Source organism: Paenibacillus taichungensis, from assembly GCF_050994985.1.
Lineage (GTDB): Bacteria > Bacillota > Bacilli > Paenibacillales > Paenibacillaceae > Paenibacillus > Paenibacillus taichungensis.
The window spans coordinates 6740386-6757638 of sequence record NZ_CP194720.1 but is presented as its reverse complement, the minus strand read 5'-3'; the positions used below and the strand labels follow the sequence as shown (position 1 = coordinate 6757638).

Sequence of the window (17253 nt, the reverse complement as noted above, 5' to 3'; positions counted from 1 at the left end):
TATACAGGGTAATATAAGAGAGTCGTTTAACTACTCTTGACCGTGGCAGTGTTTAAACTTTTTGCCGCTGCCACATGGACAAGCATCGTTGCGTCCGATTTGGTCAGACACTTTTACCGGACGTTTCTCCGTAGGCTCGCCGCTTGTCGAGATCTGGCTTTCGTCAACAACCGCTTGACGCTCCTGATTGCTCTCGATTTGTGCTCTCATCACATAAGTTGCCACTTCTTCCTGAATCGAAGCGATCATCTGATGGAACATTTCGAAGCCCTCAAACTGGTACTCACGCAGTGGATCTGTACCGCCGTAGGCACGAAGGTGGATACCTTGACGCAATTGATCCATCGCATCAATATGATCCATCCATTTGCTATCTACTGCGCGAAGCACAACCACTTTCTCGAACTCACGAACCATCTCTTCACCGATTCGCTCTTCTCGTGCATTGTACTTGTTCTGAACTTTCTCAAACAGGTAGTCGTTAATCTCTTCTGCTTCTTTGCCCCACAGATCATCTTTCGTTACAGAGCCTTCATCCAGCAATTTGCTATTCATGTAGTCGGCAACTTCCTGCAGTTCCCAGTTTTCCGGAATGTCATCACTGCAATGAGCTTCTACAATACGTTCAATGGAAGGCTTGATCATATCCATAACGATTTGTTTGATATTCTCGGACTCAAGCACCTCGCGGCGCTGTTTATATATAATTTCACGTTGTTGGTTCATGACATCATCATATTGGAGAACGACTTTACGTACGTCAAAGTTATTACCTTCAACCCGTTTTTGTGCCGACTCTACCGCACGGGTAATCATCCGGCTCTCAATCGGTTGGTCTTCTTCAAAACCAAGACGCTCCATCATGTTCAGTACATTGTCTGCACCGAAACGTCTCATCAGCTCATCACCCAGTGACAAGTAGAACTGTGTAGAACCCGGGTCACCCTGACGTCCTGCACGTCCACGCAGCTGGTTATCAATCCGGCGGGATTCGTGACGCTCTGTACCGATGATATGAAGGCCGCCCACTTCAGCTACACCTTCGCCCAAGATAATATCCGTACCCCGTCCAGCCATGTTGGTTGCAATCGTTACTGCACCAGCTTGTCCAGCTCCTGTGATGATTTCCGCTTCTTCAGCGTGATATTTGGCATTCAATACCTGGTGACGGACACCACGGCGTTTCAGCATATCGGAAATACGCTCGGAGTTTTCAATGGAAACCGTACCAACCAGAACCGGCTGGTTCTTGCTGTGACGTGCCACGATTTCTTCCACAACCGCGTTGAACTTGCCATCGATGCTCTTGTACACCACATCAGCCATATCATCCCGTTTGTTCGGACGGTTGGTTGGAATTTGCAATACTTCGAGACCGTAGATTTTTTTGAATTCTTCTTCCTCGGTCTTCGCTGTACCCGTCATTCCCGCAAGCTTACGGTACATCCGGAAATAGTTCTGGAATGTAATCGTAGCAAGTGTCATGCTCTCGTTCTGTACTTCAATGCCTTCTTTGGCTTCAATCGCTTGGTGCAATCCATCGCTATAACGACGTCCTGCCATCAGACGGCCTGTGAACTCATCGACGATCAGTACTTCTTCATCACTCACCACATAATCGACGTCACGACGCATGATTACATTGGCTTTCAATCCCTGTACGATGTGATGGTTAAGCGTAACATTGGCATGATCATACAAGTTTTCGATACCAAATGCTTTCTCAGCTTTCGCTACACCAGCTTCTGTCAGCGCTACGGATTTCACCTTGATGTCCACCGTAAAGTCTTCTTCTGGAACCAGGCGTTTCACGAAACGGTCAGCTGCATAGTACAGATCCGTAGATTTCTGAGCTTGTCCGGAAATGATCAGAGGTGTACGTGCCTCATCGACCAGAATGGAGTCCACTTCATCAATGATACAGAAGAACAATGGACGTTGTACCATCTGCTCTTTATACAACACCATGTTGTCACGCAGATAGTCAAAGCCAAATTCGTTATTCGTTCCGTACGTAATATCACATGCATAAGCATGTTGTTTCAAAGCATGGTCCATGCCGCTCAGGTTAACCCCTACCGTCATGCCCATGAATTCATAAATTTGTCCCATTTCCTGGCTATCCCGTTGAGCCAAATAATCATTGACCGTTACCACGTGTACACCTTTGGACATCAATGCATTCAGGTATACCGGGAGTGTTCCTACCAGTGTCTTACCTTCACCCGTTTTCATCTCTGAAATCCGGCCTTCATGAAGGGCAATGCCTCCGAGCATCTGTACGTCATAGTGACGTTTGCCCAGTACACGGCGAGATGCCTCACGTACGGTTGCAAATGCTTCAGGAAGAAGTTCATCTGTTGTTTCTCCCTTTTCAATGCGGGCACGGAATTCCTCCGTTTTGGATTTCAGTTGTTCATCAGACAGAGCCTGAAATTGTGGTTCCAGTTTATTGATCACATCGACTGTCTTCATCAGACGTTTAACATCACGTTCGTTCATGTCGCCGAAGATCTTTTTGACAAGTCCTAGCATGGTATACCCCTTTCGTGCAAAACAGAATAGACCCCCTGCTGCCGCCGCGCGACACCATCGGATGGATATGTATCCACTTGCCCGGGGGTGACAAACGATATAAAAAATAATATAAATGAATCAACTCCAGGCTTGCCAAGGTTCCTCATGAAGCTGATTCGGTATTCAACCGGATCCGGTTATTAGAAATAAGCCGAATACCGAGCCTTATGAATCATGTTCATGGTGCTGTGCCTGTCATTGATTATGATTAGCGATCATTCGTTGACAATTCCTCATCAGGACAATGATTCTCTTGCATAAATTGTAACAGTTTGTAAGGGTCGCCGCAACACGCCACGGCACACTTCTTTGAACTTCTGAAGCCTCTCCGATGGAGTTTAAGTGCAAAAAATCATAGTCGTTAGCGGAAGCCCTTGATTCTATCGTTTCATTTTCCAGTTAGATAAGGCATGTTAACGAATTTTGGTGGTAAATTTGGATGAAAATCTCAATATAGAGAAAAAGAATACATCTTTAACGACTTCTCCGCAAGCACTGAAAATTTTGCTTTCACTTTGCACGGATTGGTCTCATTCCTACTAACTATTAGACGCAGTAACATGGGAAATAGTTTCACAATCTTGCTTCAGCGACTTTTTCCAGCCCATCCACGCACAAAAGAGCCCCATCCCATAAAGGATGGAGGCTCTTGTTAGTTTAATCCAATACAGGAATCCAAAGCATCCCTGTCTTCATTCGTTATCATTAAGGAATCATTTTTCATTTCAGTTCATTGGTTCAACCTTGTTCAATCAGACCGTATTTACCATCGTTCCGTTTGTACACAACGCTGACTTCTTCGTTCTCAATGTTGGAGAATACGAAGAAATTGTGGCCGACCATGTTCATTTGGAGGATAGCCTCTTCCACGTCCATTGGTTTCAACATAAACCGTTTCGTCCGCACCACTTCCAAATCATCATCTTCGGTCTCCGTATCCAATTCAGCGGTAGCTACTGTACCTGTCGGATCTTCGACGAAGAGCGTTTTCAGGCTGCCTTCCTGACGGAACTTACGGTTAATTTTCGTTTTGTGTTTACGGATCTGACGTTCCAGCTTGTCCACCACGGAATCAATGGAAGCGTACATATCGTCGCTCTCATCCTCGGCGCGGAGCACAATGCCTTTCAAAGGGATCGTCACCTCTACTGTATGCAAGCCTCTCGTCGTGCTCAGGGTAACAGCACCGTCAGAGTTAAGGGGTGCATCGAAATACTTCTCGAGTCTACTCAACTTTTTGTCGACATAATCCTTCAAAGCATCGGTAACCTCGATTTGTTGACCTCGAATACTTAAATTCATAGGGCACTCCTCCTTTTCCTTTGCCACTTCATTATAACACGAATGTAAGCGCCATGTAAAAACTCCCGGTGACCGAATAATGACATCTGTTCAAGCCACATCAGCCAACATAGGCTTACCGCCATATTTCGCGATATTTCACCATTTTGAGGCATAATCGTTAATTAACATGGATGGTCTTATTAGGCGCTTGATGATGTAATTAACCGTTTCCGAGCTCCTTCAATCTATTATGTAAAATGAATACAAACTATGTCTTGAATCTATCAAATTTATATGAATAATGTTCTATGGCTGATTCTCAAATTTCGAATCTATTAAAACAAAAAAAGACCCCGGAAAAACCGGAGTCTGATGCTAGCGATAATTCAATTGGTAACCATCTAACCATATATGTAGGTCGGATTGTCCGGATGATTATAATTTGATTACGTTAGCTGCTTGCGGTCCACGCGCGCCTTCGACGATGTCGAATTCTACGGATTGACCTTCTTCCAAAGTTTTGAATCCTTCGGATTGAATTGCGGAGAAATGTACGAATACGTCGCCGCCGTCTTCAGTTTCAATGAAACCGTAACCTTTTTCTGCGTTGAACCATTTTACTTTACCTTGCATGCACTAACATTCCCTTCGTCATCAAATGAAGTGAGGTTGTGTCAAAGACCCTTGCCCACAATTCAGACTATACCATCCAAAGTTATCCATTGTCAATTGGTAAAGTAAATGTTTTCTTGGAATTTTTTGTAGATTAGTTGGAGATTGTGTTGAATGGTGGATTTACTATTATTCTACACATAATATATTGTTGTAACAATCGGCATTGTATTAAAAATCCACCCTAGCAACACCCTTTTACACGAAAAAAAATAAGAATAAAATAGTATGAAGTTTAACTTTTTTCAAATTCATTCTCCTTGTGTGATAAGAAGCCTAAACAAGAATAGTCAAGAATTTAGAACGTCTAACTAAAGAAGTTCCCCATTGATTATGTCTTATGTTAAATGTCAAGATCACTTAAATTTGCAAATTTAATAAAAGTATAACAACCTTAAATATCATACTATTTTGTGATTCTTGCAATTTTTTAGGTTTATCAGTAAAAATCAAAGAAGGAACAACTGGTCTAAATTCATTTCAGCTGTTCCTTCTTTGATTAAATCTAGCTTAAATATGCGTCGTAGTAATACTTCTCCTAAACCACACTTTAAGAGACATCTGTAATAGACATCAAATTTCCTTGCGAAATATCTTCACAGCATCAACTACATCCTTAACATCAGTATCTGTCATTTTGGGAAACAGCGGGAGTGTAATGGCTGTCTCATAATATCTCTCCGCATTTGGACATAATCCCTTTCTATATCCTAACTTCTGATAATAAGGTTGTAGATATACCGGGATATAGTGGACATGTACGCCAATATTCCGATTGCGTAATGTTTCAAAGATTTCTCTTCTAGAGTAACTGAAATACTCAGGTAAAAACCGGACAACATATAGATGCCAGCTAGAATTAGCCTTCGGGTGCTGATACGGTAATACAAGCCCAGGAATCTCTGCAAGTTCCCTGTTATATATCTCAACAATCTCCCTGCGTCTTTGTACAAAATCGTCCAACTTATCCATCTGAGACACACCTAGAGCGGCTTGTATATCTGTCATTCGATAATTATAGCCCAGTGCATGCATTTCGTAGTACCAAGGACCGTCATTTTGGGTCATCTCATCCGGGTTACGAGTCATACCATGACTCCTAAATTGAATTAATTTCTTATAAAAAGTCTCATTGTCAGTCACGATAATTCCACCTTCTCCGGTCGTCACATGCTTTACCGGATGAAAGCTGAACATCGTCATATCTGCCCATGTTCCAATCTTTCGTCCATCATAGTCTGCGCCTAGCGAATGCGCCGCATCTTCAATCAAAATTAGATTCTTTTCTCGGGCAATATCCAATATTCGATCTATTTCGACAGGTTGTCCTGAAAAATCAACTACGATAATTGCTTTGGTGCTAGGAGTGATTTTGGTCTCGATCTGGTTAGCATCTATATTGTAAGTTTCCATATCAATATCACAAAAGACCGGGGTTCCACCTTGATAGAGCACACAATTGCTGCTTGCTAAAAAAGTTAAGGGGGTGGTTATTACCTCATCTCCCGGTCCAATTCCAGCAGCAAAACAGGCACCATGCAATGCTGCTGTTCCGTTGGTAAAGGCCACAGCATATTTAGCCCCAACATAATTGGCCACTTTTTCTTCAAAAGCTTGAATGGCTGGACCTTGTGTAAGAAAATCACTTTTCAACACTTGGATAACAGAATCGATATCGCCTTCATCCAGCCATTGCTGACCATAAGGAAGCATGTTTGGTCTGTGTTGATTTGATTCACTCATGACTTGCCTCCTTCAATAAACAAGTAGTTCCTCACTAGAAAAAGCTATTGAAGACCTCCTTGGGTAATCCATTCCCTTGTCCGAGAAATTCCTTCTTCAAGTGTCACTTCTGGCTCCCAATTAAGCAATTGTTTTGCTTTCGAAGAATTGCATAAAAGCTTCTCAATTTCGCTCTGAGGATGAATGTGTTCCACGTGCTTAATTCTGGCTGGATCCTTTACAATTAAGTTGGCTAAATCATTAACTGAAATATCCTTGCCCAAACCTGCATTGACAACTTCCCCATTTACAGCATCACTAAATCCTGCCGAAACAACAAAGCGAGCGCAATCCTCAACATACAATAGATCCCTTGTTTGAATCCCAGAGCCATAAATATTAAGAATCTTTCCATCTATTTCATTTTTAATGAAAATTGCAACTACTCCGCCTTCGCCACCCGTCTTTTGAAAAGGACCGTATGTATTGAAAGGACGAATAACCACAGTAGGTAATCCATAAGCATAATAATAGGAAAGAACCATATTTTCCGCGCTAATCTTGGCACCCGCATAAGGAGATGCAGGTTTGGTCGGATGTAACTCATCAATACCCTTTTCATCTGCACAACGGTCATAAACCATGCATGTACTCATAAAAACTACTTTTGTATTGTGTGCCCTACATTGCTCAAGGATGTTAAATGTTCCAATTGTATCATTGTTAAAAGTAGTGCGTGGATCGTCAATAGAATCTTGTACATTTATGGATGCGCCCAAGTGATAACAGATCGAGAATTTATGGTTCATAAATAGTTTTTCAAGCAATGCCTCATCCATGATTGTTCCCTCTATAAATCCTTTAAGGTTTGGATGTTTGTCAAACTCGACAATATTTGAAACACGACCGTTAGATAAATCATCCAATAACCATACAGAATGACCTTCTTCCAATAAACGCTTAGCCACCCAACGTCCGATAAAACCAGCGCCTCCAGTTAGCAAAATATTGTGCTTCATTTTAAGTAACCTCCAACGTAAGTAGATTAATTAAGCCTAGCCAAAGAAATCCCAATTTAATGGAGTTCCTTTGGGAATATCTCTGTTCACTCTTTTACCAATCAAAAAATCATAATGTTTAGGCTCAAGTCCATATCCCGGTCTAATTATTCGTACGTTATGTGGGGACAATAGCTCGCCAGCTTTAATATTTTCAGAAGTATATATCGAACGTCTAAATTTCATTGAGTCTTTTTCTGTTTCAGATGCACCATAACTAATATGACCTAGTGCTTCCCAAGCCCTCTTTGACTCTTGGACCAATTGTTTCATTTCCTTAGGCTCCAATGAGAAGGCCGAGTCCACTCCCCCATCGGATCTTGATAATGTAAAGTGTTTCTCAATCACAGTTGCCCCGAATGCTACGCTAGCAATTGCCACGCCTATTCCTTGCGTATGGTCAGATAACCCTACTTCGCAACCAAAGAGATCCCTCATATGAGGTATTGTCATTAGGTTTGTTTGTTCAGGTGATGCAGGATAAGTACTTGTACATTTTAATAATATTAATTGGTCATTGCCATTATCTTTAACAGTTCTAACTGTTTCATCCAAATCTGCCACTGAAGCCATGCCTGACGAAATTATAAGCGGCTTACCTAACGCCGCAACTTTCCGTATAAGAGGAATATCGGTATTCTCAAATGAAGCTATTTTATATGCTGGTACATTAAGCTTCTCTAGAAAATCCACAGCACTATGATCAAATGGCGAACTGAAAACGATTAATCCTAATTCATCACATCTTTTAAAAATAGCTTCATGCCACTCCCAAGGAGTGTGCGCTTCACTGTACAACTGATACAGAGATTGCCCTTTCCATAAACTATTTTGTTCATTAATGAAAAAGTCACCCTTATCTAAATTCAAAGTCATTGTATCAGGAGTATACGTTTGTAGCTTTATAGCATCAACTCCAGCATTAGCCGCTTCCTCTACAATTCGGATAGCTCTATCAAGCGATTTATTATGATTACCTGACATTTCGGCAATTATAAATGGTGGCACCTCTTTTGAGATAATGCGATTAGAAATGTCTAATGTTTTCATCGTTGTTCTCCTTATGTTCTTTAGCAATTCCGATCAATTGAGATACAGGTGTGTCCCACCCTTTATCCAAATAATCGGCATATTTTTTTTTGTCTTTTACATAGTGGAAACTGCCTTCAGATTTATCTTGGGCTTTGCCTATATTTATATTTGTCCTAATGTTAATCCACTCTCTTATAAAGAGCTCCTCTATTTCTTTTATCAATCTTTCATAACTTGTACGTAAAGTATCACTATTTTCTAAAGCGACTTCTTTTTGAACAATTATATCTCCCGTATCCAAATTCTCATCAACGTAATGGATGGTAACGCCTTTTTTAGTGTCCTCCACTATACTCCAAAAGTTCGGATCTGCCCCTCTATTCCAAGGCAAATAAGAAATATGCAAATTCACTATTCGTCTTTTAAACATATTAATAATCTCAGCGGGAATTAAATAACGATACCCAAAACTCACAATAAAATCTACCATGTGTAAAATCTCGCTTTTTTCTTGAAGCTTTTCTTCAAAAAAAATAATAGTATCATTATATGTTTCAAACAACTTCTGTTTGATCATATCATTACTGGGTCCCAGCCAGAGCACTCTCATCTGCATCTGTCCACCCTTTCAAAAGCATTTTTACTACTCTAGAGACCCCTAATCCATCAACTACAGAACGGGCTTTAATTCTTCTTCCCTCTAAATCAACTACGTCATACAAAAGGTTTCTTAGTGCCTTAGATATTTCTAATTCGGTAATCTCACTCGATTTGCCAAGATAGTGATCAACACCAAACTGTTCACACTGCAAAGCAATGGATACTTGGTTATCAGCTACTGTAATTATGAGTCCAGGCAGTCCCATACAATATCTTTCCCACGTTAGGGAGCCTCCCGAACATATAGCAAGATCCGATTCTATCATTATACGTGCAATAGATGGAGGTTGTACAAAAAGATTAAGGTTCTCGGATTCACCGCATATTTCTTGTAGAACTGCTTTATCCGTATTAGACTCTCCAACAACAACATTCACCTTTAAGCTACTTCCTTTTAACATAGTATGAAGAACATTTACAACCCTTAAAGTTTCACTAGTAGGATCTGTTCCTCCAAAACACACAAATATTGTTTCAATATTGCTTCTACTACTATAATGTACAGCACTATTTAATACTTCTTTGAATTCATTTCGAAGCAACGAATACTCAGGTCCAATAAGTCTGACTGTACTATCCAGCAATAGACCGTCATATTTCATCTGATTATTTTCATGCAAATTCGTATCAATTAGAACATGACAATCATGCTTTCTATTCGCCAAGTCATCAATAACTACCATTTTACAACAGGAGTTTTTAACTTCTCTTTCCCAAACAAAATCAATATTATAGCTATCAATAATAAACCAGTCATCTTTCAGAACACCAAATTCATTAACTAATTGAGCGATGGTTTGTTCTGCATCTTCTATTGACCCTGCTGGATAAGAACAATTCAACTTCAATAATCCGAATCCTTTACGTTCAACAATTTTTCTCAGATGTTCAGTGATCTCTCTACAAACAAATACTATATTGAAACAAAAGAGAGAAAGCTCCTCACTTAAAGACAAGCAACGCATCAAATGTCCTGTACCTATCTCTTTTGAAGCATCAGCTCTTATAAAGATTCTCATCTTTAATTCATCACCTTTTTTTGCTCAATATGACAGTTTATTTTATGCAATTCAGGTTTGCACTCCATTAAAGAAATAATATTTCTCCAATCATATATTTGTTTAGACTCATATAAATAACAATATATACTCTCTATTAACTTCCAGTCCTCTACGGTATCAAGAGTCCAACGATATTTTGAATAGTCAATATCATTAAGATAATCATATATCTTGAATTCAGTTTTATTATTATATATATATGGCGTGACATGCTCTCTAAAAGAAGGTGAAGACGCGTTTAGAAAGGCTTCTTCTAAGGCTTGTATAGAGAATATTTCAGCATCAAGCCCCCGAGGAAAGGTTCTATTAATTGTATTACTCACATAATCATAATCTTTGTTGTTGAACTGTGAAATCATGGAGGATACTATGTTACTATCAATAAGTGGACAATCTGACGTAATTCGAATGATAGTTTCAGCCTTACAGGTAAGCGCTGCTCTGTAATATCGATCAAGAACATCATTTTCGCTGCCTCTAAAGACATTTATACCAATTGCCTTTGCTTCATCTACAATAATATCATCCAATGATGACTCTGTTGTTGCTATTACAATTTCATTTATATCTCCTATGGAGCTGATTCTATCTGTTACATGTTGAAGGATAGTCTTCCCAAAGAGCTTTTTCATTACTTTTCCTGGTAAACGAGTGGAACCCATTCGGGCCTGAATAATTACAACAGTCTTCAATTAGGCTCCCCCTATTAAATTAAATTCTCCTGCATTATCCAATCCCTAATTAAAGATTTATGGATAGGAGTTAAATTATCTTGACCATCCGTAGGAAAAAGGGTGTTTAATGAGGGATTTACACGATAAACTGAAGGTATAATATACATATTTAATTCTTCTTCTGCTATTAACTTTTCTTCGAAGGTCATTAGCTCCTCATATCTTTTTTCGCCAGGACGAAGCCCAATATTGTGTATTCCGACTTCAGAATTAATTTGATAACGTTCTTTGACTATTTCAATTATAACTTCGGCCAAATCGCCTATTTTAATAACAGGCATTTTAAGAACAAAAACCTCTCCTCCTTGCGCTCTATCATTAGCTTCAAGTATAAGTTCAATTGCCTGAGAGGGAGTCATCATATAGCGCAGCATATTTGTGTCCGTTACTGTTATACTACCATTCTCAAGTATTTGCTTTTTAAATAGGGGAATAACCGATCCCCTTGAGCCCATTACATTTCCAAATCTTACAGATGAAAAGATAGTCACCTTAGAACCCTTTTGATTTTCTGCTGCTGAGATTAATCTCTCAGCAGTAAGTTTAGTTGCTCCGTACGTATTAGTTGGTGAAATAGCCTTATCTGTACTGGTGAACAAAACCTTGGTAACGTTGTTCTCCAAAGCTGCTTGTATTACATTTTGGGTTCCTAGTACGTTCGTTTGTACTGCCTCAAAAGGATTATACTCACATGAAGGTACATGCTTCATTGCTGCAAGATGAAAAACATGATCAATACCTTCCATCGCTCTAGAAAGACGCTTTTGATCTCTTACATCCCCAATCAAAAATCGCAATCTTTGAGAGTATTCTTGAAGCTCGATTGCCATTTCATATTGTTTGTGCTCATCCCGGCTGAAGATCCTGATAACATCTGGTTCATCCTCAAGTAAACGACGAATGAGCTGATTACCAACTGTCCCAGTTCCACCTATGATTAATATTTTATTTCCTTTGTAATTATAGTCAGACATTGATTTTCCCCTTTAATTGTACGTTTTCTATTCTCTCTATTGACTCGTTCAAAACTTTTGTCAAAAAAGAAACCTCGCCAAGTATTTGTTGGAGTAAATCCCCTAAATACTCGGCAATAGAGTCAGACTTGTGAATAATATTCTTCTCAGTAATGATGCTTGGAAGTTCTCGATCAAATCGGCTGATTTCCACTGGGAGCAACGTTTCGTAAAGCGGATTAAACCAATCCTTGTTTACGATATTCGCCCAATTTCGCTCTATCACTTCTAAGTTTTTTTGACATTTAGCCGGTTTAGTACGACTTAACTCTCTAACTTTCTTCACTAATTTTAACGTTTGGTCAATTTCAGTGACTAGTCTGAGAATTTCATTTTTAGTTCGAATCAATTTTTCTTTTACCATATCTATCTTATCAGTTTTTACAGCTGATTCTTTCACTTGAACTATTAAGTCAGCAATTAAGTTATTACATACTTTTTCTTTTTTTACGATTTCATATGCAACTTCAACCGATTTCCAACTAGAACCTTCTATTTGAGCACCATTACGTGTTGAATTTATAAATTCAATTTTAGGCAGTAAAGCAATTATGTTTTCAATTCTATTCTTCATTTGTAGGAAACCAGCAGTTGTACGGTTATAATCTCCATTAACATTAATAACAGTATGCTCGGCCTGCTTAATCAACTGATCTATATAACTTTGATCCCCATGGTTAATTCCATCTGAGTAGAACTGTTCTCCAGGGAAAGACAAATCCTGTCCCATCATAATGATACGTGAACAGCCCAACCAAGCGGCAGTCTGAATGGCCGTGCCTGCAACTGTAGGATTCGGATGTAAAATCTTTTCCTCTTTCCTCACATCCATAAAATAGCTTGTAACATCGTCGTTGTTCAAAACTCCATAGATGAGACCATCTTCTTTGGAATCGGATACACCATAATAAGCAGTTGATGCAAATAAAAGGGGAGCCCTTTTAGCCTCATCACTGGAAAAAATCTGAGCATTAATTTCGCCTCCATCCATCACAACCGCAAGATGAGGCTGGATTCCATGCTTTACAAGAGCCTGTATACTTGAACCCGCAGAAATGATGATAGCATGGTTCTTCAACTTCTCAAGCCAATGGATATCCTTCTCCAACGAAGGTCCAGAAGATACAATGATTGCTGTTGTCCCCTTTAGCTTTCCAATTAATTGATTAAGAGAAGGGATTTTCAACATTGTTGGTATTTGAAATAAACTATTTCGTATCCAGTCATGGCGAAAAAGATTTCGGACATTTTGGTTAGACTCAAAAATCTTTTTATAATCCAAATATTTATTTTTCGTCGATTGCAAAACCTCAATCTGCTGTTCGAGATAGTAACGAGAAGCTACAAACGCCATTTCATCTTGGATATGAGTAGACATAATTGAAAATAATTTATCCAACTGTTTATTTCCAACAGAAATAGCATATACATTAGGATGTTCCAGCAAAAAAGTTAAATCAATATGATTCATAGCATTTATAAATGTTTGCTCGTCAGGCTCATATACAAAGAATATACGATCTGGGTACAGTTCGACTAAATCGCTCAACCCTAATCCCTGGCCAAAACCGTAAACAAAAACAGACTTTAGGCTACCAACTGATCCTTGAACCGCAGCTAGCCACTCCTGATCCCTCTCTAGTTGTTCTGTTAGATTAAATTCATCCTGTACGGTTCCTTTTTTAACAGAATTATCTTCGAAAACGTGTGGGAAACGTTTTTTTATTATAGCTAAATTCCGTTCGTAGTTCAGCATCATAACAACCACCATTCATATTTTTACTTCTATTTACATTATCGGTTACTGCTTTCTAGAAATGAAGTCAGCAAAAGCAAAAAAACCCCTTTTGCCAAAGGGATTTTATACCATCTACTTTTCTTGGTTAATTTCTTTTATCTATAAAAAGGCCATCCAATGCGTATTGATTCTGGTAACCTTTTTGTTGAACACGTGCCCCACCAAATTGTCTAAGCTGCTCAGCTGCCTCTTCCTTAAGAAAGTGCATTCTAGCCTTTATAATGATGTCTCTTTCCATAATTTCAGTAATATTATGTTTATCCGATTCATTTACTTCTGTACGGTAAGGTTCCATCGCGGAGACATATTCCTCACGCCGCTCTAGAAACTTTTCAAAATCTTCTTCAGACCAATTATACATTTGGTTTAATGCTTCACTCGTATCATGTCTTATCTTTTCCAGTAGTTCGGACAGCTCTCTTTGCTCAGTCATACGACAGCCCCACCAACACTCTTACTTGCTTCAACCCAGGTATCTCTAAGGTCCACTAAATACTCAAGAACTTCTTCAGCTTTAGAGACATTCTTTTGAACATTAGATTCGATGAGCAAATGAAGCATATATTCATATACTCGAATAAGATCATTAGAGATGGCATAGGAGAAGTCTAACGATGAGATTAGCTCATTAATAATACGCTGTGCTTTGCACAAGCTATTGTTGGCCTTTTCATAGTTTCTTTGTTCAATCCCTTCAATACCGGACTTCACAAAACGAATGGCACCATCATACAGCATAATCAACAGCTTGGGCTTCGAAGCCGTCTGTGCCTGAGCCTGCTGATATTTCTGATAAGGTGAATTAATCAATGTTTATCCTCCCTCACTACAAATAACTTGCCAAACTTGACGAAATGTTATTGTACTTATTTATCGCGGTTTCCATAGCAGTAAACTTCTTGTAGTAGTTTGTTTCTTTCATGCTGATCTTGGAAGTTAATTCACTTATCCTTCTATCCATCCCTAATAACTGAGTCCCCATGGTACTATTGGATAAGAAGGCAGCTGTCAGATCGGAGCTATACTTGGAAGTTCCTGCAGTCTCTGCCAGCTTGATTACAGCTGTATTGGATATCTTCCGCATGCGCGCAAAAATACCATCATTTTCTGTATAACTATTGTTAACAGTAGCATTAGAATAGTTCTGTCCGAAAAAGTTATTCACAATATCAGGATTTTTTTCAAGTGATGCTTTTAATTTGTCGGTGTCAAGGAGAAGTTTACCCTTTGTTTCATAAGTCCCTGTAGACATTCCCAAATCGGCAAAACTGATTTTAGAACCATCTGACAGAGTGACTCCCTGAACCATTGCTGCTCTCATATCTGAAATGGCGGAAGTGAGTATACTATCATTCTTTAACATTCCGCTCTTGGCCTTGGAAGTCCATAGTTCAATCTCATCATCCGTCATGGCACTTTTCTCATCCGAAGAAAGTGGGTTATATTTAGAATATCTCTCTTCATTTGTTTTTCCATTCATAAATGACAAAAGTTCGTTATACGAATCGACGAAATTCTGAACCGTAGCGACTATGGAATCTACATCCTTTGATACCGAAATCGTTGTTGCTTGAGTACCACTCTTACTATTCAAAGTGAGCTCAACTCCATTAACAGTTAGACTGTTGCTTGAACTAGTCATGGTAACCCCATTGACCGTTAACGAAGCATTTTCTCCCCCTGTTAAACTTGAATCAAGCTTAAGTGCACTAAATATGCTTCCGGTCAAAGCAACATCCTTTTCCCCTGTTGTTTTGCTAGTTAAGGATACTTGACCAGTGGCGCTATCAAGCACTGCTGTAACTCCAGCTGAGCTACTGTTAATTTGGGATATAAATGATCCTAATGTTGTGTCTCCTGTAATGCCTGTAATAGTAGTATCACCGATTTTAATGATATCACTACTAAAACCAGTAATCGTAGATAATTTAACATTGTTCCAATCAGATATAGTGGAATCAGTCTTCATAGGATTCCCAGTTGAAACAGTTCTGGCCGCGGTAGCCAAATTGGATACACTAACCTCCAATACCCCGCTTGCAGAAGAAGTAGCAGAAGCAGTTACCGCAGTTGCATTTCCTGTAGTAGTTGCTTTTTGAGCATTTAAGGAAGTACTTTTGCTTAAATTCGATAATTTATCTTGAATAAAAGATACTAGCTTTACACTCGTCTCTCTATAACTGTCCCGTTTCCACTCCAGCAGCTGCTTTTGTTGATTCAACTTAGTGAGAGGTTGGCTGTCTGCCTTAACCAAGTTTTTAACCAGTGTGTCGATGTCCATCCCAGATGCCAAACCTGAAATACGAGTTACCATGTTGACGCCCTCCTATACCTTTTTATCAAAAATTATCCCCGTGATCTCCATCATATGGGCAGCAAGATCTAAAATTTTTTCTGGTGGAACTTCTCTAATTAAATCCCCTGTTTCTTTATTCAATACCTTAATCATGATAGCGTGGGTTTCTTCATGAACTGAGATTTCAAAAGATTTTTGCGGTCCTTGAATAGCTTCAATGGCTTTATTCAATTCATTTATAGTTTCCTTTTGACTTTCATTCATTTGCGCAATGCTTGTAGTTTGGTTAGCAATTACTTGAGGCAACTGCACTTGTTCCATAGGAGTAATTTCTTTCTTAGCTGGGGCTGGGAACTGAATTTCTCCCTTGCTTGCAGAACTGGACGAGTTAATACTACTCATAACCATCCTCCTAATATTTCATAGATAAATTACACAAATTAATAACTAAGCCGGTATTGTATATATCGGTTAATTCTCATAAAAATTTATAAAAACAAAAAAAAGAGCTCTGCATTAAGTTGCAGAGCTCTAGATAAAAAGAGAAAATTAACGAAGCAAGGACAATACACCTTGTGGTGCAGAGTTTGCTTGAGCAAGCATAGATTGAGAAGCTTGTAGCAAGATGTTGTTTTTGGACAAAGCAACCATCTCTTTAGCCATATCTGTATCACGAATACGGGATTCGGATGCAGTCAGGTTCTCAACAGTAGTACCCAAGTTGTTAGAAGTGTATTCCAAACGGTTTTGAACCGCACCAAGGTTAGAACGTTGTGTAGCTACTTTAGTAATTGCATCACTAATGTTTGTAAGAGTAGTAGCAGAAGAAAGACCGCTAAAACCAGTTCTGCTAACGCCGTTAACAGTAATTTGGAAAGAACTGTCATCTGCTTGAACTGTCACATTAGAAGTAATGTGAATTCCGTTGAATGTTGTGTTTGTCATGATTGCATCAATTTGCGATCCCAGTTGATTCAACTCAGAATTGATGTTAGATTTGTCGCTGGCACTGTAAGTACCGTTAGCTTTTTGAACGTTAAGCTCTTTCATACGAGATAGCATGGAGGATACTTCGTTCATTGCGCCCTCAGCTGTTTGTGCGAATGAAATACCGTCTTGAACGTTACGTTGAGCTTGCTCCAAACCACGGATTTGACCACGCATTTTTTCGGAGATGGAGAGACCTGCAGCATCGTCAGCCGCACGGTTGATACGCAGACCGGAAGACAATTTCTCCATGTTTTTGCTTGCTGCTGAGTTGTTCAGACCCATATTACGGTGTGTGTTAACCGCTGGTAAGTTGTGATTGATAATCATTGTTTATTTCCTCCCTGAAATGGTTATAT

Annotated in this window: 16 protein-coding genes; all 16 read right to left on the bottom strand. The window is 39.3% G+C overall.

Going from position 1 to position 17253, the window contains the following annotated elements:
* Positions 1-30 precede the first annotated feature (30 nt).
* Positions 31-2535: a preprotein translocase subunit SecA gene (gene secA / locus ACR1R9_RS30340; protein ID WP_433922004.1), complete on the bottom strand. Its 2505-nt coding sequence runs from the start codon at positions 2533-2535 to the stop codon at positions 31-33.
* 780 nt (positions 2536-3315) lie between these two features.
* A complete protein-coding gene (gene hpf, locus ACR1R9_RS30335) occupies positions 3316-3879 on the bottom strand; it encodes a ribosome hibernation-promoting factor, HPF/YfiA family (protein WP_072733587.1) in 564 nt (187 codons plus the stop codon).
* 417 nt (positions 3880-4296) lie between these two features.
* A complete protein-coding gene (locus ACR1R9_RS30330) occupies positions 4297-4494 on the bottom strand; it encodes a cold shock domain-containing protein (protein WP_024631599.1) in 198 nt (65 codons plus the stop codon).
* A gap of 612 nt (positions 4495-5106) precedes the next feature.
* Entirely contained in the window at positions 5107-6276 is a 1170-nt protein-coding gene (gene pseC, locus ACR1R9_RS30325) for a UDP-4-amino-4,6-dideoxy-N-acetyl-beta-L-altrosamine transaminase (RefSeq protein WP_433922005.1), read from the bottom strand.
* Positions 6277-6320: 44 nt separating this feature from the next.
* Complete coding sequence (locus ACR1R9_RS30320) at positions 6321-7274, bottom strand: dTDP-glucose 4,6-dehydratase (protein WP_433922006.1); 954 nt, start codon at positions 7272-7274, stop codon at positions 6321-6323.
* 36 nt (positions 7275-7310) lie between these two features.
* Complete coding sequence (gene pseI, locus ACR1R9_RS30315; RefSeq protein ID WP_072733590.1) at positions 7311-8363, bottom strand: pseudaminic acid synthase; 1053 nt, start codon at positions 8361-8363, stop codon at positions 7311-7313.
* Positions 8341-8922 carry a formyltransferase family protein gene (locus ACR1R9_RS30310; protein WP_433948842.1) on the bottom strand — a complete coding sequence of 194 codons (582 nt, stop codon included), beginning with the start codon at positions 8920-8922 and terminating at the stop codon, positions 8341-8343. Before ACR1R9_RS30310 ends, pseI begins: the two co-directional genes overlap by 23 nt.
* A gap of 4 nt (positions 8923-8926) precedes the next feature.
* Positions 8927-10024 carry a UDP-2,4-diacetamido-2,4,6-trideoxy-beta-L-altropyranose hydrolase gene (gene pseG, locus ACR1R9_RS30305; RefSeq protein ID WP_433922008.1) on the bottom strand — a complete coding sequence of 366 codons (1098 nt, stop codon included), beginning with the start codon at positions 10022-10024 and terminating at the stop codon, positions 8927-8929.
* Between the two features lie 2 nt (positions 10025-10026).
* A complete protein-coding gene (locus ACR1R9_RS30300; RefSeq protein ID WP_433922009.1) occupies positions 10027-10758 on the bottom strand; it encodes a cytidylyltransferase domain-containing protein in 732 nt (243 codons plus the stop codon).
* Positions 10759-10772: 14 nt separating this feature from the next.
* Entirely contained in the window at positions 10773-11774 is a 1002-nt protein-coding gene (locus ACR1R9_RS30295) for an SDR family NAD(P)-dependent oxidoreductase (protein WP_433922010.1), read from the bottom strand.
* On the bottom strand, positions 11767-13572 hold the full coding sequence (locus ACR1R9_RS30290; RefSeq protein WP_433922011.1) for a motility associated factor glycosyltransferase family protein: 1806 nt from the start codon (positions 13570-13572) through the stop codon (positions 11767-11769). Before ACR1R9_RS30290 ends, ACR1R9_RS30295 begins: the two co-directional genes overlap by 8 nt.
* Positions 13573-13696: 124 nt before the next feature.
* Positions 13697-14044: a hypothetical protein gene (locus ACR1R9_RS30285; protein ID WP_433922012.1), complete on the bottom strand. Its 348-nt coding sequence runs from the start codon at positions 14042-14044 to the stop codon at positions 13697-13699.
* A complete protein-coding gene (fliS, locus tag ACR1R9_RS30280; protein WP_433922013.1) occupies positions 14041-14421 on the bottom strand; it encodes a flagellar export chaperone FliS in 381 nt (126 codons plus the stop codon). The genes ACR1R9_RS30285 and fliS overlap by 4 nt, the downstream gene beginning before the upstream one ends.
* A gap of 16 nt (positions 14422-14437) precedes the next feature.
* On the bottom strand, positions 14438-15925 hold the full coding sequence (gene fliD / locus ACR1R9_RS30275; RefSeq protein ID WP_433922014.1) for a flagellar filament capping protein FliD: 1488 nt from the start codon (positions 15923-15925) through the stop codon (positions 14438-14440).
* A 12-nt stretch (positions 15926-15937) separates the two neighbouring features.
* The gene (locus ACR1R9_RS30270) at positions 15938-16228 is read right to left on the bottom strand and encodes a flagellar protein FlaG (protein ID WP_433923777.1); all 291 of its coding nucleotides are present in this window, start codon (positions 16226-16228) and stop codon (positions 15938-15940) included.
* A 228-nt stretch (positions 16229-16456) separates the two neighbouring features.
* On the bottom strand, positions 16457-17224 hold the full coding sequence (locus ACR1R9_RS30265) for a flagellin (protein WP_433922015.1): 768 nt from the start codon (positions 17222-17224) through the stop codon (positions 16457-16459).
* Between the last annotated feature and the right edge of the window lie 29 nt (positions 17225-17253).